13 protein-coding genes and 1 pseudogene are annotated in these 16,834 nt (G+C 70.9%); 5 read left to right on the top strand and 9 right to left on the bottom strand.

Annotated features, from left to right (window positions below; all coding sequences use genetic code 11):
- Positions 1–17 precede the first annotated feature (17 nt).
- The gene (locus tag H6693_07140; GenBank protein MCB9515954.1) at positions 18–1,109 is read left to right on the top strand and encodes a glycosyl hydrolase; all 1,092 of its coding nucleotides are present in this window, start codon (positions 18–20) and stop codon (positions 1,107–1,109) included.
- On the opposite strand, the gene moeB is transcribed toward H6693_07140, so the two are convergent.
- The 4 genes from moeB to H6693_07120 are packed head-to-tail and all read right to left on the bottom strand — an operon-like array spanning position 1,103 to position 5,912.
- The gene (moeB, locus tag H6693_07135) at positions 1,103–2,254 is read right to left on the bottom strand and encodes a molybdopterin-synthase adenylyltransferase MoeB (GenBank protein MCB9515953.1); all 1,152 of its coding nucleotides are present in this window, start codon (positions 2,252–2,254) and stop codon (positions 1,103–1,105) included. The two genes, H6693_07140 and moeB, sit on opposite strands and share 7 nt — an antisense overlap.
- Before the next feature lie 14 nt (positions 2,255–2,268).
- Entirely contained in the window at positions 2,269–3,729 is a 1,461-nt protein-coding gene (locus H6693_07130; GenBank protein ID MCB9515952.1) for a hypothetical protein, read from the bottom strand.
- Positions 3,730–3,740: 11 nt separating this feature from the next.
- The gene (locus tag H6693_07125; GenBank protein ID MCB9515951.1) at positions 3,741–4,904 is read right to left on the bottom strand and encodes a cystathionine gamma-synthase; all 1,164 of its coding nucleotides are present in this window, start codon (positions 4,902–4,904) and stop codon (positions 3,741–3,743) included.
- A gap of 21 nt (positions 4,905–4,925) precedes the next feature.
- Complete coding sequence (locus H6693_07120) at positions 4,926–5,912, bottom strand: cysteine synthase family protein (GenBank protein MCB9515950.1); 987 nt, start codon at positions 5,910–5,912, stop codon at positions 4,926–4,928.
- Positions 5,913–6,048: 136 nt separating this feature from the next.
- Between H6693_07120 and H6693_07115 the strand changes: the two genes are divergently transcribed.
- Both H6693_07115 and H6693_07110 read left to right on the top strand, forming a co-directional pair.
- Positions 6,049–7,041, top strand: coding sequence for an aldo/keto reductase (locus H6693_07115; GenBank protein MCB9515949.1), 993 nt, complete (start codon positions 6,049–6,051; stop codon positions 7,039–7,041).
- A 137-nt stretch (positions 7,042–7,178) separates the two neighbouring features.
- Positions 7,179–9,872 (top strand): T9SS type A sorting domain-containing protein, encoded by a 2,694-nt coding sequence (locus H6693_07110; protein ID MCB9515948.1) that lies wholly within the window; start codon positions 7,179–7,181, stop codon positions 9,870–9,872.
- A gap of 156 nt (positions 9,873–10,028) precedes the next feature.
- Here H6693_07110 and H6693_07105 read toward each other — a convergent pair whose 3' ends face one another.
- Positions 10,029–10,742 carry a queuosine precursor transporter gene (locus H6693_07105; GenBank protein ID MCB9515947.1) on the bottom strand — a complete coding sequence of 238 codons (714 nt, stop codon included), beginning with the start codon at positions 10,740–10,742 and terminating at the stop codon, positions 10,029–10,031.
- Positions 10,737–10,952, bottom strand: a pseudogene (locus H6693_07100) (VUT family protein). The gene H6693_07105 and the pseudogene H6693_07100 overlap by 6 nt, the downstream one beginning before the upstream one ends.
- Before the next feature lie 269 nt (positions 10,953–11,221).
- On the opposite strand from H6693_07100, the gene H6693_07095 reads away from it, so the two are divergent.
- Positions 11,222–12,280 carry a DUF1028 domain-containing protein gene (locus H6693_07095; GenBank protein MCB9515946.1) on the top strand — a complete coding sequence of 353 codons (1,059 nt, stop codon included), beginning with the start codon at positions 11,222–11,224 and terminating at the stop codon, positions 12,278–12,280.
- Here H6693_07095 and H6693_07090 read toward each other — a convergent pair.
- Positions 12,277–13,515, bottom strand: coding sequence for a hypothetical protein (locus H6693_07090; protein ID MCB9515945.1), 1,239 nt, complete (start codon positions 13,513–13,515; stop codon positions 12,277–12,279). The genes H6693_07095 and H6693_07090 overlap by 4 nt on opposite strands.
- A gap of 271 nt (positions 13,516–13,786) precedes the next feature.
- On the opposite strand from H6693_07090, the gene H6693_07085 reads away from it, so the two are divergent.
- Positions 13,787–15,400, top strand: a complete 1,614-nt coding sequence (locus tag H6693_07085; GenBank protein ID MCB9515944.1) for a T9SS type A sorting domain-containing protein — start codon at positions 13,787–13,789, stop codon at positions 15,398–15,400.
- A 140-nt stretch (positions 15,401–15,540) separates the two neighbouring features.
- On the opposite strand, the gene H6693_07080 is transcribed toward H6693_07085, so the two are convergent.
- Positions 15,541–16,038, bottom strand: coding sequence for a methionine-R-sulfoxide reductase (locus tag H6693_07080; GenBank protein ID MCB9515943.1), 498 nt, complete (start codon positions 16,036–16,038; stop codon positions 15,541–15,543).
- A 187-nt stretch (positions 16,039–16,225) separates the two neighbouring features.
- Complete coding sequence (locus H6693_07075) at positions 16,226–16,738, bottom strand: bacterioferritin (protein MCB9515942.1); 513 nt, start codon at positions 16,736–16,738, stop codon at positions 16,226–16,228.
- Positions 16,739–16,834 lie beyond the last annotated feature (96 nt).

Genomic DNA, 16,834 nt, shown 5'->3' with positions numbered 1-16,834 from the left:
AGCGACAGGGAGCCGCCATGGCAGCGACGCGTCTGATCCTCGGGACCCGCAAGGGCGTCATCATTCTCGATGCGGCCGGCGGCGGCTGGACACCGCGCGCCGCCACGCAACTCGGCATTCCCGTGCCCTACGCGGTGAGCGATCCCCGCAGCGGGCGTCTGTGGGCGAGCCTCGATCACGGCCACTGGGGGCAGAAGCTCGTCCACAGCGACGACGACGGCGCCACCTGGGCGGAGGTCGCGGCGCCGGTCTACCCCGAGGGCGAGGAGCTGAAGCCCGGCAAGCCGGCCAGCCTGCGGCTGATCTGGGTGATCACGCCCGGGCCCGCCGACCAGCCCGGGCGCCTCTGGCTCGGCACCGAGCCCGGCGGGTTGTTCAGGAGCGACGACGGTGGCGGCAGCTGGCAGCTCGTGGAAAGCCTGTGGCGACATCCCTCGCGGCCCGACAACTGGTTCGGCGGCGGCCGCGACGAGGCCGGCATTCACTCCGTGCTGGTCGATCCGCGCGACAGCCGCCGCGTGCTGGTGGGCGTGAGCTGCGCGGGCGTCTTCGAGAGCCGCGACGACGGCGTGACCTGGACCACGGCCAACAGGGGCCTGAAGGCCGGCTACCTGCCCGACCCGGACGTCGACGTGGGCCACGACCCGCACCTCGTGGTGGGCTGCCCCTCGAACTTCGACGCGCTGTGGCAGCAGAACCACTGCGGCATCTTCCGCAGCCGCGACGGCGGCGCGAACTGGAGCCAGGTCAGCGAGGAGGGCGGCCCGGCGCACTTCGGCTTCGCGGTGGCCGTGGACCCTGCCGACGGCGACACGGCCTGGGTGGTGCCCGCCATCGCCGACGAGTGCCGCGTGGCCGTGGGCGGCGCGCTCTGCGTGAGCCGCAGCGAGGACGGCGGCAAGACCTGGACCGCACTCCGCAAGGGCCTGCCCCAGGAGCACTGCTACGACATCGTGTTCAGGCACGCCCTCGACATCGACGACAGCGGCCGCACGCTGGCCTTCGGCAGCACCAGCGGCAATCTCTACGTCAGCGGGGATCGCGGCGACAGCTGGCAGTGCCTGGGAACGCACTTCCCGCCGATTTACAGTGTGCGCTTCGCTCAGTAGGTCGGCACGCTGGGGTCCACCTCCAATGACCAGCGGTGGATGCCCCCGAGCAGATTGGCCACGCGGCGGAAGCCCTGCCGGTGCAGGAACTCCGCCGCCGCGGCGCTGCGCACGCCGGTGTGGCAGTAGATGACCGTCTCGCGCGCGGGGTCCAGCTGACCCAGCTGCGACAGCAGCGAATCCAGCGGCAACAGCAGCGCGCCGTCCAGATGGCAGATCCGCCACTCGAAGGGATTGCGCACGTCCAGCAGCAGCGGCGCGTCGCCGGCGGCGAGACGCGCGGCCAGTTCGCGCGGCGTCAGGTTGACCACGCCCGCCGGCGGGGCCTCCAGTTCCACCGCGCAGCCCGGGTCGTCGAGCTCCACCGGCTCGGTGATCGTGGGCGCGTCGCCGCAGAGGGCGCAGGCGGGGTCGCGCGCGACCGTGAACTCGCGAAAGCGCATCTCGAGCGCGTCGAATAGCAGGAGGCGGCCGAGCAGCGTCTCGCCGAGGTCCAGCAGCAGCTTGATGGCCTCGGTGGCCTGCACCGTGCCGATGATCCCGGGCAGCACGCCGAGCACGCCGCCCTCCGCGCAGTTGGGCGCCTGTTCGGGCGGAGGCGGCGCGGGAAAGAGGCAGCGGTAGCACGGTCCGCGGCCGGCGTGGAAGACCGCCGCCTGTCCCTCGAAGCGGAAGATGCTCCCGTAGACCAGCGGGCGGTCCTCGAGGCCGCAGGCGTCGTTGACGAGGTAGCGCGTGGCGAAGGAGTCCGAGCCGTCGAGCACGACGTCGTAGTCGCGCACCAGCGCCCGCGCATTGGCGGCGGTCAGGCGCAGCGGATGCCGCTCGATCACGATGTCGGGGTTGAGATCCGCGAGGCGCGCCGCCGCCGAGTCCACCTTCGCCACGCCCAGCGACGAGGTCCCGTGCAGCACCTGCCGCTGCAGGTTGCTCAGGTCGACCGCGTCGAAGTCGACGATGCCCAGCCGCCCCACGCCCGCCGCAGCCAGGTAGAGCGCCGCCGGCGAGCCCAGCCCGCCCGCTCCCACCAGGAGCACGCTGCCTGCCTTGAGACGGCGCTGCCCCCGCTCCCCCAGCTCGGGCAGGGAGACGTGCCGCGCATAGCGCGCCAGCTCGCGGGGCTCCAGTTCGGGCAACTCGTGCATGCGGCTCCTGCGGGTCAGGGGTGAACGGCCGTCGAGTCCGTGGCGAGGTAGAGGTAGTAGACCTCCGTGGCCTCGATCGCCGGCGCGAAACTCGCCAGCGGCGCGAGCCCCTGGCTCAGCGCCGCGGCCTCGAGGGGCCGGTTGGTGATGAGCAGCGCGCAGCCGCTCGCCCGCGCCCGTTCGCGCAGCGCGGGCAGCGGGTCGGCCGGTTCATCGCCACCGCGGCGCGCATCCCAGACCAGCGCGACGGCCTCGCGCTCGCCGCGCGGATAGTATAGCGGCGCGTTCAGCCACATGGCCACCGCCGACGCGGCGTGGTCGGGGCTGCCCACCCGGTCGCAGCGCGCGTCGACCTGCGTCGCGACGAACGCCGCCGCCTCACGGCTGCGACTGAAGGGATAGCGCAGCTCGATCGCGGCGGCCGGCAGCGTGGCCAGCACCTGCAGCGCGAGCAGCGCGGTGAGCAGGGCGGAGGCGGTCCGGCCGCGCGGCGGGGCGTCGGGCGCCAGGCTCTCGCCCAGCCACAGCGCGCCGAGGAAGGCCAGGTAGAAGTGCCCGTGGTGGCGCAGGAAGCCGAGGTACTTCACGGCCATGAGCCCACCCAGCGCGAGGCAGGCCAGCGCGAAGGCCGCGAGCGCCACGGGACGTCGCCGCAGGATCGCCAGCACCGCCGTCAGCGCGGCGAGCGCGACGGCCCACTCCAGCCAGGGGGAGCCGACCGTGTCGAGCAGGCTCGTGTTCCAGAAGTGCAGGGTCGGCCGTGGAACGGGCACGAAGGCGTGGGCGAAGACGCGCAGCACGGCGCCGATCGCCGGATCCCGCCAGTGCCACGCGGGCATGAAGCTCGAGTCGGCGGGCGCGCGCAGGTCCATCACGGAGATCAGCGCGCCCACGGCGACGATCAGCCCCGCCAGGGCGAGCCGCCGCCTGAGCCTCGACTCGCCCGCCGCGCGACGCCAGAGGACGACACCGGTCGGCACGGCCATCGCGAGGGCGAGCAGCGCCGCGTAGGCGTTCGCCTGGAGCATCAGCAGCAGGGCGAGCGCCATGCCGAGCCAGTGGCGTCGCCAGTCGCGCGCCAGCGCGGCGAAGAGGAAGAGCCCGAGCACGCCGAGCGCGTAGTTCCGCGCCAGGGCCGCGTACTCGTAGACGAGGAAGTAGCCGAACACGGCAAGCGCCTTCTGCAGGCCGGTCAGCGGTGCGCGCCAGACGAGCAGGGCGACCGCGCCGCCGATCAGTCCGAGATGAAGCAGCTGCACGGCGCGAAAGCTCGCCGTCGCGCGCGTGAGCGCGAAGAGCAGCAGATACCAGCCGCTGGGATGCCCTTCGTAGCGCGTGGCGTCGACGAGACCGGCGAGGCTGGCGCTGCCGCGGGCGAGGGACCAGGCCTGCAGTTCGTCGCGCCAGGGCTCGTGCGCCAGGACGAGCGTCGTGGCGATCGCGAGGTAGACCAGCAGCAGCGCCGCCCGTCGCACGGCTCCTCCCGTCAGCGCGCGGCCGCGAAACCCGCGTCCAGGTCGGCGAGCAGATCGTCGGGATGCTCGATGCCCACCGACAGGCGGATCAGCCCGTCGACGATGCCCAGCCGCTCACGGATCTCGCGCTCCACGCTGGCGTGGGTCATGATCGCGGGATGTTCCACCAGGCTCTCCACGCCGCCGAGGCTCTCTGCGAGCGTGAAGAGCCCCAGCGCGCCGAGGAAGCGCTTCGCCGCCGGCAGCCCGCCGGCGAGCACGAAGGAGATCACCCCGCCGAAGCCCTTCGCCTGCCGGGCCGCGACCGCATGCCCGGGATGTGACGCGAGCCCCGGCCAGTAGAGCCGCTCCACCTGCGGGTGGCCGTCCAGGTGCGCGGCCACGGCGGCCGCGTTCGCCTCGTGCTGGCGCATGCGCAGCGCGAGCGTCTTGATGCCGCGCAGGACCAGGTAGCAGTCCTGCGGACCGGGCACGGCGCCCACGGCGTTCTGGATGAAGGCGAGCCGCTGACCCAGCGCGGGGTCCGCCGTGACCAGCGCGCCCCCCACCGCGTCGGCGTGGCCGTTGACGTACTTCGTCGTGCTGTGGAGCACGATGTCCGCGCCCAGCGCCAGCGGATTCTGCAGCGCCGGGGAGAGGAAGGTGTTGTCCACGAGGCAGAGCACGCCGCGCTCGCGGCAGCGCGCGGCGAGCGCGGCCACGTCCAGCACCTTGAGCATGGGATTGGTGGGCGTCTCGAGCCAGAGCAGCTTCGTCGCGGGCGTGAGCGCCGCGTCGAGGCGCGCGGGATCGGTGAGGTCGACGAAGTCGAAGCGCAGGCCCTGCCGGCGATAGACCTTGTCGAAGAGGCGGTAGCTGCCGCCGTAGAGATCGTCGCAGCAGAGCACGTGATCGCCGGCGGCGAAGAGGTGCAGCACCGCGTCGGCGGCGGCCATGCCCGAGGCGAAGACCAGCGCCCGCTCGCCGCCCTCCAGCGCCGCGAGGCTCGCCTGCAGCGCGCTGCGCGTGGGGTTGTCCGTGCGCGAGTACTCGAAGCCCAAGTGCTCGCCGGGCGCGCGCTGGGCGTAGGTGGACGTCTGGTAGATGGGCACGCTCACCGCGCCGGTGAGGGGATCGGGGCGCTGACCGCCGTGGACGGCGAGCGTCTCGACGTGCGTGCTCTTGCGCGTGGCCATGCTGCTCCTCGTTCGCGGGGGTCAGTCGCAGGGCAGGCCCTGGGCGGCCAGCCAGGTGTCGTCGTAGAACTTGGACAGGTACTTGTTCCCGGTGTCGCAGGCCAGCGTGACCACGCGCTTCGGCGCGGTCTGCGCGCGGCAGTAGCGCAGCGCCGCAGCCAGCAGACAGCCCGTGGACGATCCCGCCAGCACGCCCTCCTCGCGCAGCAGCGCGCGCGCCGTGCGGAAGCTCTCCGCGTCGCCGATGGTGTAGGCCCGCCGCGTGCGCCCGAGATCGAGGATCGGCGGCAGGAAGTCCTCGCCGATGCCCTCCACCCGCCAGCTCCCCGGCTCGGGCGCCGCGCGGCCCTCCACCGCCGCGGCCAGCACCGAGCCCTCCGGGTCGGCCAGCACGAACTCCGTCGCGGGCGAAGCGGCGGCGAAGTGCCGGCTGAGGCCCGTCACCGTGCCGCCGGAACCCACGCCGAGCACGATGGCGTCCACCCGCCCCTCCATCTGCGCGAGGATCTCCGGACCGGTCGTCCGCTCGTGGGCCAGCGGATTCGCCGGGTTCGCGAACTGGTTGACGTACCAGCAGTCCCCGCGCTCGGCGGCCAGGCGCTGGGCGAGATCCGCGTAGTACTCGGGGTGGCCTTTGGTGACGTCGCTGCGCGTCACCACGACCTCGGCGCCGAGGGCGCGGAGGTGGTCCATCTTCTCGCGGCTCATCTTGTCGGGCATGACGATGGTGCAGGCGTAGCCCTTGGCCGCCCCCACCAGCGCCAGGGCGAGACCGGTGTTGCCCGCGCTGGCCTCGACGATGCGCATGCCGGGGCGCAGGGAGCCGTCGGCCTCGGCGGCGGCGATCATGGACACGCCGATGCGGTCCTTGATCGAACCGCCCGGGTTGGCCAGCTCCAACTTGAGGAAGAGCCGGCAGGGGCCCGTGTCCAGGCGGGTGAGCTCGAGCATCGGCGTGTTGCCGATGAGGGCGAGGATGCCGGTGGCCGGCGTCATGCTCGGGGGCATGGCGCGTCCTTTCGTGAGGGCTTGGCGCAGAATGCCGTCTTCACGCCGCTGCGGCCAGGGAAAATCGCGGCAGGGGCTGGAAGTCGACCCCCGCTTTCACTAGGCTCCGGGACGGTCCCGTCCGAAAGGAAGCAGCATGGAGTACCGTCAGCTCGGCCGCAGCGGCCTGCACGTTTCCGCCCTCAGCCTCGGCTCCTGGGTCACCTTCGGCACGCAGCTTCGCGAGAAGGAGGCGCGCGCCTGCATGGAGGCCGCCCGCGACGCGGGGGTGAACTTCTTCGACAACGCGGAGGCCTACGCCGGCGGCGAGTCCGAGCGCATCATGGGCAAGGTGCTCAAGGACGTGGGCTGGAAGCGCTCCGACCTGGTGATCTCCACCAAGATCTTTTGGGGCGGTCGCGGCCCCAACGACCGCGGCCTCAGCCGCAAGCACGTCATCGAGGGCATGCACGCCGCGCTGGGAAGGCTGCAGCTCGACTACGTCGACCTGGTCTTCTGTCATCGTCCCGACCCGCGCACGCCCATGGAGGAGACCGTCCGCGCCATGAGCTGGGTCGTCGACCAGGGCTGGGCCTTCTACTGGGGCACCAGCGAATGGAGCGCCGAGGAGATCCGCCACGCCCACGCGGTGGCGGCGCGGGAGCATCTGATCCCCCCCACCATGGAGCAGCCGCAGTACCACATGTTCCATCGCGATCGGGTGGAGCGGGAGTACGCGCCGCTCTATGCCGACCCGGGACTCGGCACGACGATCTGGAGCCCGCTGGCCGGCGGCCTGCTCACGGGCAAGTACGACGACGGCGTGCCCGAGGGCAGTCGCCCCACGCTCGAGCAGTACGCCTGGCTGCGCGACGATTTCGACGGCCCGCTCGGCGCCGAGCGTTTGCCCAAGGTGCGCGCGCTCAAGGCCGTGGCCGAGGAACTCGGCTGCAGCCGTGCGCAGCTGGCCCTGGCCTGGTGTCTCAGGAACCCTCGCGTGAGCTCGGTCATCACCGGGGCCAGCCGGGCGGCGCAGGTCGAGGAGAACATGAAGGCCATGGAGCTGCTGGACGCGCTGACGCCCGCCGTGATGGAGCGGATCGAGGGGATCCTCGACAACCGGCCCGCGCCGGCCCCGCCGTACATCTGAGCGCTGCGCGCTTGGCCTCGGCCACGCAACTGTGGTAAAATCTACATGTTGAGCGCGGGGCCGGAACGACGCCGTTCCGGCCCGTCCGCGCGGACATCTGCGCTCACGACCCAGCCCTCGAACCCCGGAGCGTCCCCATGCCCAGTCGAGTCGTCCCTCGCCTGCTCGTCACCCTTTTGCTGCTCGGTCTGCCCCTCCTCGCGGCGGCGGCGCCGGGCGAACTGGACATCCCCCGCCTGCTCGAGGAGAGCCGCGCCGCGCGCGCCAACGAGGCCGCCCTGAAGCAGCGCGGCGCCGAGGCGCGCCTGCTCGCGGACTTCCAGCGCACGCCCAATCAGGAGCAGTTCGACGTCCAGAGCTACGACCTCTCGGTGAACCTGAACCCGACGACGCACGTGCTCACGGGCACGAACCTGATCGTCGCCCAGGTGACGGCCGGGCCCGTCAGCACGATGGAGCTGGACCTGACCTCGCCGATGGTGGTGACGGGCGCCACGGCCGCCGGCGGCGCGACGACCTGGACCCACGTCTCGAGCCTGGTGACCGTGACCCTCGACCGCAGCTACGCCACCGGCGAGCTGGTGACGGTCGGCGTGAGCTACCAGGGCAACCCTTCGGGCGAGTACTTCGGCTGGGACTCGCACGCCGGACAGACCCTGATCTGGACCCTCAGCGAACCCTTCGGCGCGCGCGACTGGTGGCCCTGCAAGGACGACAACAGCGACAAGGCCGAGGTGATGGACATCCGCGTCACGGTGCCCACCGCGCTCATCGTGGCCAGCAACGGCCTCGAGACGAGCGACACGGACAACGGCAACGGCACGCACACGTCCCACTGGCACACCGACTACGCCATGGCGCCCTACCTCGCCTCGGTGACGGCCTACCCCTACACCGTCTTCACCGACTCCTATCCCACCCAGGGCGGGGGCGACCCGATGCTCGTGCAGTTCTTCGTCTATCCCGACCACTACGCGCAGGTGCAGGAGAACTACGGCAAGGTCGTGGGCATGCTCGACACCTACTCGCAGGCCTTCGGCGAGTACCCCTTCGTGAACGAGAAGTACGGCCACGCGGAGTTCAACTGGGGCGGCGGCATGGAGCACCAGACCTGCACCAGCCTCGGCGGCGACTGGGAAAGCGTGATCGCCCACGAGCTGGGGCACCAGTGGTGGGGCGACATGATCACCTGCGCGGACTTCGGGCACATCTGGCTGAACGAGGGCTTCGCGAGCTGGATGGAGGCCTACTACTACGGTTCCATCGGCGGCATGGACGCCTACCGCCAGTACATGGACGGCATGGCCTACTACGGCGGCGGCACGGTGTTCGTGGAGAATCCCTTCACCGACAACATCTTCGACGGCAATCTCAGCTATGACAAGGGCGCGTGGGTCGTCCACATGCTGCGTGGCGCCCTGGGCGAGACGGACTTCTTCGCCGGCCTCGCCGCCTACCGCGCGCAGTACGGCTACGGCAGCGCCACCACGGAGCAGCTGCGGGACGTCCTCGAGGGCGTGAGCGGCATGGACCTCGACGCCTTCTTCCAGGAGTGGATCTACGGGGACTACTTCCCCGTCTACCGGCTGAGCTATGCGCCGGCCGGAGACGGCGTGGACGTGACGATCGAGCAGCTGCAGACGAACACCGGGCTCTTCACCATGCCCATCCAGCTGCGCGTGGTCACCGATCAGGGCACGACGGACTTCACCGTGCAGAACAGCCTGGCCACCGAGAACTACCATCTCACGGTGGCCGGTGCCCTGGAGAGCGTAGCGCTCGACCCCGACCACTGGATCCTGCGGCAGGTGCAGACCACGGTGAACAATCCGAGCTTCGCGAACGGCATCCTGCTCGTGAACGGCGTGGACTGGGACACCTACGCGCCCGAGATCCAGAACGCCTACGAGGCGCAGGCCTTCTGGGGCGACAATCCCATCGACTTCTGGGACAACTTCCCCGCGCCCACCGGCGGCTACCCCAGCACCCTGCCCGCGCCCCTCGGCCACGGCAGCGTGCCGGCGGAGGTCATCGGCGCCTACTCCACCGTCATCTGGGTGGGCAACAACTTCAACGGCGACCTGCCCAAGTGGCAGGAGACGCCCATCCTCTCCTACCTCGAGGTGGGCGGCAACGTGCTCCTGATGAGCCGCATGGGCGTGGACTTCCTCGACGGCGCCCTGGCCGACTACCTGGGCGTCAACTTCGTGGACAGCGGCAGTCCCGGCAACTACCTCTCGGTCTACCCGGGCCTGACGGACATCGGCCTCACCGGCACCCAGAGCTTCTGCGACGTGTTCTCCACCGCCGTGGGGCCCGGCAGCACGCTGCTCTACCAGACCACGTCGGGCTTCGGCACCACGCGTGGGCTCGGCGTCCACGCGCAGCAGCCGGGGGGCGGGAGCTTCCGGCCCGAGGGCGCGCAGTTCGTCTACCTGGCGGGCCGCCCCTACCGGATGAACTTCACCGCGCTGCGCACGAACGTGGAGACCATCCTCGATCAGTTCTTCGGCGAGCCCTGGACCGCCACGAGTGCGCCGGGCGACACCCCCGCGGCCTTCGCGCTGGCGGGCAACTACCCCAACCCCTTCAACCCGAAGACGGAGATCCGCTTCACCCTGGCCGCGGCCGGCGCGGCCACGCTGCGCGTCTTCGACACGCAGGGCCGTCTGGTCCGCACACTGGTGGACGGTCCGCTGGCCGCCGGTGAGCAGCGCGTGGTCTGGGACGGCGCGGACGGCGACGGCCACCGGGCCGCGAGCGGCGTCTACTTCTACCGGCTGGAGGCGGAGGGGCGGAGCGCGACGAAGCGCATGGTGTTGCTCAAGTAGGTCACCGTGCGCCATCCCGCTCGACTCCACTTCGAAGTCGCTCGCGGAATGGCGCACGGTGCCCACTGAGCATGCGGGCAGAGCGCACGCGCGACCCGGACACGCATTCGCTCGCATGGCAGAACGGAGGGCCCGGCGGGAACGCCGGGCCTTCGTCTATTCGGCGGGAGCGAGTTCCGGCTCGGGCTCGAAGAGTCCCTCGGCCTGCTCGGCCTCGCCGCGCACGGCGTCGATGCGCAGGTAGCGCGTCATCCAGGCCGCGCCCAGATAGAATGGGACCGTGTCTGCCGCGGCCACCACCAGCTTGAAGAGATAGGCGCCCCAGATCAGTCCCATGACCGTGGGCAGGCTCATCGTGCCGTGCTCGATGGCCGTCCAGAAGGTGATGACCACCACGGCCACGGTGTCCACGAGCTGGCTGACCATGGTCGAGCCGTTGTTGCGCAGCCAGAGGTGCTTGCCCTTCGTGAGGCGCTTCCAGAAGTGGAAGAGCCAGACGTCGCAGAACTGCGCCGCGAGATAGGCCAGCATCGAGGCCAGCACGGCCGAGCGGTTGCTCTTCACGATCCGCGTGTAGAGCTCCTCCTCGCGCACGATGGGCTGGCCGCTGTCGGCGTCGATCGGCTCCGTCACCGGTCCGCCGGTGGCCGGATCCAGCACCGCCTGGCCGGTCGCGGGGTCGGTCACCGGCGCCATCTCGAGCTTGCGCACGGGGACGACGGTGCCGTCGGGCAGCTCGACCGCGATCTGCCGCAGCGGCAGCTTGGGATTGCGCGGGTCCACCATGGCCGTCTCGCGGGTGTCGGGATCGGCGTAGACCGGCACCTGGCTCACCACGGGCAGGCGCTGCAGGTCCGTCTTGAAGTCCATCGCCGGCAGCGCCTCGCCCAGCCAGAGGATCCCGACCACGAAGAGGTTCAGCAGCATCCCCACCAGCACCACGAAGTTCGCGCGGCGGCGGCCGTAGAACTCGCTGATGAAGTCGGTGCAGAGAAAGGTGAGCGGGTAGGGCAGCACGCCCACGGCCAGCGTGAGCGGCCCCATGTGGATGAAGCGCGTGATGCCCACGATGTTGAGCATCGCCAGCGTGCCGAGGAAGAGGCCGGCCAGCACGAGGAAGACGCCCTCACGGCGGCGGCGCAGCACGGCGGGGTCCAGGGGCGGCAGCGAGGCGAGGGGCGAGTCGGCCACGGCGCGTCCTTTCGCGAGGGTCCCGGCGCAGGGGCGGCGCGCGCCCCGGGTCGATGAGGATAGCAGGCGTCCGCGGGGAGGCCAAGCGACGACCGCCGCCCCTTGCGCGGGCGCGTCCGAAGTGGTCTTCTGGACCCGGTCCCAACCGGGAGGTCGCCATGCGCGCGCTCGTGCTCGCCCTCGTTCTCGTCCTGCTCGGCGTCGGCACGGCCGGCGCCACCTTTTCCATCGTCGCCTACGATCCCGTCACGGGCGAGGTGGGCGTGGCGGTGCAGTCCAGGGTCTTCGGCGTGGGGCAGCGGGTGGCCTGGGCGCGCGGCGGCGTGGGGGCGGTGGCCACGCAGGCCAATTCCAACGAGTCCTTCGGCCCCGAGGGCCTGACGCTGCTCGCCGCCGGCCTCGCCGCCGACGAGGTGCGCGACCAGCTCCTGCGCCACGACGAGGGCCGCGACCAGCGCCAGCTCGGCGTGGTGGACGTGGCCGGGAACGTGGCCGCCTGGACCGGGCCCGGCTGCAGCGACTGGGCCGGGGACGTGCAGGGCGAGCAGTTCAGCTGCCAGGGGAACATCCTCGCCGGCGAGGCCGTGGTGACGGAGATGGCCCGCGCCTTCCGCGAGAGCGCCGGCCGCGAGCTGGCGGACCGCCTCATCGCCGCGCTGGAAGCCGGCCAGGCGGCCGGCGGCGACAAGCGGGGACGTCAGTCGGCGGCGGTGCTGGTGGGCCGCGCGCACCCCGACTTCCCCGAGTACGCCGAGCGCTACGTCTCGCTGCACGTGGAGGATCACGCCACCCCCATCGCCGAGCTGCGCCGACTCTACACGATGTACGAGGGCCAGGGACTGGTGCAGGCCCACATGCGCTTCGCCGAGTGGCTGGACGCGTCGGGCGACGCCGAGGGCGCCACCCGCGAGCGCGGACAGGTGGGCGAGCTGCTGGTGCGGACGCTGGCCCGTCCGGACGCCGACGCCGGCACCCTGAACGCGCTGGCCTGGTTCACGGCCACGCACGACATGTACCTGGACGAGGCGCTGGCCGCCGCCGAGCGCGCGACGCGGCTCGCGCCCGAGGACGGCAACATCCTCGACACGCTCGCCGAGGTGCACTACCGCCGCGGCGACGCGAAGCAGGCGATCGAGGTGGAGACGCGCGCGCTGACCATGAGCCCGGACGACGCCTATCTCAAGGAGCAGATCGCGCGCTTCAAGGCCGGCCGCTAGGCGCGCGGCAGGCGAAACCACCAGGTCATGGTGATCATCGGCACCGGGTAGAGCACCTGGGCCCGGTAGCCGCGGAAGCGCTCGGGATCCCAGCCCGCGCGCGCGAAGCTCTCCTCCAGCAGCCGCGCGTACTGCGGCAGCTCCTTCACCGCGCAGTGCTGCAGGCCACGTCCCAGCTGGGCGATGGGGATGTTCATGTCCACCGTGTTCACGCGTCCCCAGTGGCCCTCGTAGCGGTGGGGATCGGTGCCCGACGGATTGGGCAGGCGCAGGTCCAGCTCGGGATTCGCGCCGTTCCAGAGATCCTCGTGGATGAACACGTCGCGCACCAGGTTGCGGCAGGGGTAGTTGAGCAGGTAGGCGCGCGACTCGTCCTGCAGCTCCTCCGACGCCAGATGCCAGCCGTTCCGCAGGACGAAGGCCGAACCCATGTCCACGGGGATGTCCAGGGTGAGCCCCTCCTCGGCCAGCGAGAAGATCGTGTGGCGTCCACGGCGGAGCATGTCCACGCCCGGCGCCGGCCCCTTGCCGTAGCCGCTCAGGAGGAACTGCGTCGGGTCCTCGGTGCGTTGGCCGTCGAGGGTCTCGAGCCAGGGCTCGCCCGCCGCGTCCGTCCCGGGCGAGTCCAGGACCAGGCTGAAGATCGCCACCGGCGCGCCGGGACGCAGCCGCCGCAGACCGATCCGCTGGTGCAGCTCGAAGCCGTCCACGGCCTTGCCGTCCGCCGAGGGCTGAAGCACCAGGGAGGTGGCGAGCGTCTCGCAGCGACAGCCGATGAGGTAGGACATGGCGCGATAGATGGCCTGCTTCGCGCGGTGTTCGCTGCTCTCTCGCGCCGCCGCCGAGTGGGCCGATATCCATCCATCCAGGCTGCTGCGCCCGCCCGGGGTGCTGTCGATGAGCGCCTGGAAGGCGTCGGCCGCGGCTTCTGCCCGGGCGCAGATCCCCGCGGGTGCGGACTGCTCGCGGGCGGCCTTGACCAGGATGCGCAGCCCGGTGGGGGCGGGAGTGCGGTGGAGGAACTCCAGCGGTTCCTCGTGACGCAGGGACTGGATCAGGCGGCTGGCGAGGCTCTTGTCGATGCCGAGCTCGCGGGTGAGTCGGCTGGGGCGCAGGATCCCCCCGGTCACCGCGTCCACCAGGGGCAGGAGGGCCTCACGCAGACCCTCGGCCACGGGGACGAGACGTTCGGCCAGGTTGCCGGGCCTGGCAGCATTGCGTGCCATTCTGGTCATCGGCATGGGAGACTACCTTCTGGCGGTGATTCGGCCAAGCAAATCCACCCAAAACCCATGGATTGGCGAGGATTCCGTGACATCGGCAAGTATAGGCTGGAGCCACGGAGAGTGCAAGGAGTTCTCTGAGAGATCTCTTGCATTCACTATGGGGCACGGCTATACTCCTCCTCGGTCGGGAGCGCAGCGGCCCTCCGCGCCCCCGCATCCCGGACGCAACCCAACGACGAGGACTCTCATCCGGCTCCGGTCGGATCCGCAGGAGGAAGACATGAGAAAACTGGCAGCGCTCTTCATGGCGATGCTGCTGTCCGCGGGCCCGGCCCTGGCGGGCGGCACCTTCGAGACCCTGCCCCTGGGCGGCAGTTTCTTTCCCGGCAGCGTGCTGATGTCGGCCGACGGCAGCGTGCTGGCCGGCTACTGGAACGCCAGCTTCTACTACTACACCGAGGACGGCGGCGTGGCCGCGGTGCCCGTCGGCGCCGCGCTCCCTCCCACCCTCAACATCTCCGGCGACGGCACGACGCTGGTCGCCACGCAGGTCAACGCCGACGACGGCAAGGAGCACGCGGCGACCTTCGACATCCCCACCCTGACGTGGACGATGCTCGACGACGCCGACGGCACCGAGGGCTGCGACGCCAGCTTCAGCAGCGCCTGGGCGGCCAGCTTCGACGCCAGCCGCGTGGTCGGCATGAGCTGGATCCCCGGCTGCGACGCGGAGGCCACCCGCTGGGATGGCGGCACGCCCACCCTGCTGGGCCGCTTCGACCCGACCAGCAGCCGCGTCAGCGCCGTCTCGGACGATGGCGCGCTGCTGGGCGGCTGGGCCGAGCACCCCAGCTTCGGCATGCGCCGTCCGGCGATCTGGACGGACGACGTCGACGGCCCCCAGCTCATCGCCGACCCCGAGAACGACGCCGGCGAGGTGCTCGCCGTGAGCCCCGACGGCAGCGCCGTGGTGGGCGTGCGCAACAGCTTCGCCTTCTACTACGACATGGCCACGTCCACGATGACCGACATCGGCGCGCTCTACGGCGATCCCTACGGCAGCTCCGCCTACGACGTCTCCGGAGACGGCACCGTCGTCGGCATGAGCGGCAGCCTCTTCTGGTCCACGCCCTACGGCTTCATCTGGACCCAGGACACGGGCATCATGTACCTGGGCGACTACCTGACCGCCATGGGCGTTCAGGGCTACGACGGCCAGACCATCTCCGCCGCCACGGCCATCTCCAACGACGGCAGTGTCATCAGCGGCTACTACCTCAACCCGGACGATTTCAAGGTCTACCCCTTCGTCGCGCACATCGAGGACATCGTGCCCGTGGCGCTGTCCAGCTTCGAGGTCGCGGTGAGCCCGGGCCAGGTGGACTTCCGCTTCCTGCTCTTCGGCGACGCAACCGCGGACGACCTCGTGCTGACCGCGACCAAGGACGGCGCGCAGTGGAACGTGCCCGTCAACGGCGAGGGAACGGACTTCAGCGCGCGCGACAACGCCGCGCAGATCCTCGAGGGCGGCAGCATCGACTACGCGCTGTACGCGCGGGAGAACGGCGAGCTGCAGCTCCTGCGGAGCCGCAACGTCGACCTGGGCAGCCAGATGCTGGCCAACCGTCTGCTGGGCGCCTTCCCGAACCCCTTCAACCCGAAGACCTCCGTGGCCTTCACGCTGAGTGAAGCCCAGCGCGTGCGGCTGTCGGTCTTCGATCTCGGCGGCCGCCAGGTGGCCACGCTCGCCGACCAGGTCTTCGCCGCCGGCCAGCACAGCGTGGAGTGGAATGGCCGCACGGCGGGTGGCGAGGCCGCGGCGTCGGGCATCTACTTCGTGCGGATGGCCTCCCCCAGTGGGACGCAGCTCGAGAAGATCACGCTCATGAAGTGACGCGGCCGCGTGTCCTCTCGCGCGCCGCTTCGAAGGGGCGCGACCTGGACACAAGGCTCGCGCGGCAGAAGGCGCGAACACGACAAGGCCCCGGGACCGCAAGTCCCGGGGCCTTTCCGTGCGCGGAGATCGCGAGCGCGCTACTTCGCGTCGCCCTCGGCGTGGATCACCGCCGGCAGCGGTTCGCCGTCGGGGACGAAGTTCAGCGAGATCGAGTTCACGCAGTGCCGCGTGTCCTTGGCCGTGAAGTGCTCACCCATGAAGACGTGCCCCAGGTGCGCGCCGCAGTTGGCGCAGAGGATCTCGGTGCGACGGCCATCGGCATCGGTCTGGCGGCGCACCGCGCCGGGGATCTCGTCGTCGAAGCTCGGCCAGCCGCAGCCCGCGTCGAACTTGCTGGTGGACCGGTAGAGCGGCGCGTTGCAGCGCTTGCAGGTGTAGGTGCCCAGCTGCCAGAAGTCCTCGAAGACGCCGCTGCCCGGGCGCTCGGTGCCCTTGTGCAGGATCACGCGAGCCTCGTCGGGAGTGAGGGGATTGTAGTTCACGGTGCTGTCCTCCGCCGTTTCGTGCTGGGACTTGGACGCGCCGCCCGCCATCGCCGCAAGGATGACGGCCAGCGCCAGGAGCGTGCGTTGCATCGTGCCCTCCTTCATCGTCAGGCTGTGCCCCCATACATACGGACCTTCCCGCGCGGGGCGCAAGCGGCGTCGGTCGTCCCCGGCGGGTCCGGCCCGCCGCGGAGTGACCTGGATACGAAAGCGGCCCGTCGCCGTGACGGGCCGCTCGCGGATTTCGGGCCTGCAGAACCCCCGGCAGCGCGGAGACTCACTCCCCCGCGCCTGCGCCGCCGGCGTCGCGCCCGCGGCTCCGCTCGATGGACTGCAGCGCCAGGTAGCGCTCGCCGAAGCGCTTGATGTTGTCGATCTCCTGGTCGTACTGGTCGAAGTGGCGCTCCTCGTCGGCCACCAGCTCCTCGAAGAGCTTGCGGGTGGCCGCGTCGGCGTTCTCCGGCGTCGCGCACTGGTTCGCCCAGACGTTGTACTCCGCCGCGCTCTCGCTCTCCATCTTCGCGGCCATCTTCAGCATCACCTCGGGGTCCTGCTCCTGGCTGACCGCGCCGGCGAGCTTCATGTCCACGTCGCCGCCGAGAAAGAGGATGCGCTCGGCCAGTCGCTCCACGTGCAGCATCTCCTCCACGGCTGTCCGCTTGAAGAGATTGGCCAGCAGATCGTAGCCCAGGTCGTCGCAGTGGAAGTGGAAGTACATGTACTGGTGCACCGCGGACAGCTCGTCCGCGACCGCCTTGTTCAGCAGTTCGATGCTCTTGGGATTGCGCATGCCGTCCTCCTCGGTCGTCGTCCGGGTCCAAGATCCTAAGGAGTGGCGGATGGCGCAAGGGCGAGGGAGGGCCGGGCGGCCCTCCCCCGCCTCGCG

This window comes from Candidatus Latescibacterota bacterium, assembly GCA_020633725.1.
In the GTDB taxonomy this organism is placed as follows: Bacteria; Krumholzibacteriota; Krumholzibacteriia; order JACNKJ01; family JACNKJ01; genus VGXI01.
Note: the sequence above shows the minus strand (reverse complement) of the source record. Positions and strands in the feature narration are given on the sequence as shown.

Bases quoted from the DNA above. Each gene is read 5' to 3' on its own strand.
- H6693_07095 (MCB9515946.1), top strand. From the start codon at position 11,222: ATGCGCGCGCTCGTGCTCGCCCTCGTTCTCGTCCTGCTCGGCGTCGGC.
- H6693_07080 (MCB9515943.1), bottom strand. From the start codon at position 16,038: ATGCAACGCACGCTCCTGGCGCTGGCCGTCATCCTTGCGGCGATGGCG.
- H6693_07105 (MCB9515947.1), bottom strand. From the start codon at position 10,742: ATGGACTTCAAGACGGACCTGCAGCGCCTGCCCGTGGTGAGCCAGGTG.
- H6693_07090 (MCB9515945.1), bottom strand. From the start codon at position 13,515: ATGACCAGAATGGCACGCAATGCTGCCAGGCCCGGCAACCTGGCCGAA.
- H6693_07085 (MCB9515944.1), top strand. From the start codon at position 13,787: ATGAGAAAACTGGCAGCGCTCTTCATGGCGATGCTGCTGTCCGCGGGC.
- moeB (MCB9515953.1), bottom strand. From the start codon at position 2,254: ATGCACGAGTTGCCCGAACTGGAGCCCCGCGAGCTGGCGCGCTATGCG.
- H6693_07125 (MCB9515951.1), bottom strand. From the start codon at position 4,904: ATGGCCACGCGCAAGAGCACGCACGTCGAGACGCTCGCCGTCCACGGC.
- H6693_07075 (MCB9515942.1), bottom strand. From the start codon at position 16,738: ATGCGCAATCCCAAGAGCATCGAACTGCTGAACAAGGCGGTCGCGGAC.
- H6693_07115 (MCB9515949.1), top strand. From the start codon at position 6,049: ATGGAGTACCGTCAGCTCGGCCGCAGCGGCCTGCACGTTTCCGCCCTC.
- H6693_07120 (MCB9515950.1), bottom strand. From the start codon at position 5,912: ATGCCCCCGAGCATGACGCCGGCCACCGGCATCCTCGCCCTCATCGGC.
- H6693_07110 (MCB9515948.1), top strand. From the start codon at position 7,179: ATGCCCAGTCGAGTCGTCCCTCGCCTGCTCGTCACCCTTTTGCTGCTC.
- H6693_07140 (MCB9515954.1), top strand. From the start codon at position 18: ATGGCAGCGACGCGTCTGATCCTCGGGACCCGCAAGGGCGTCATCATT.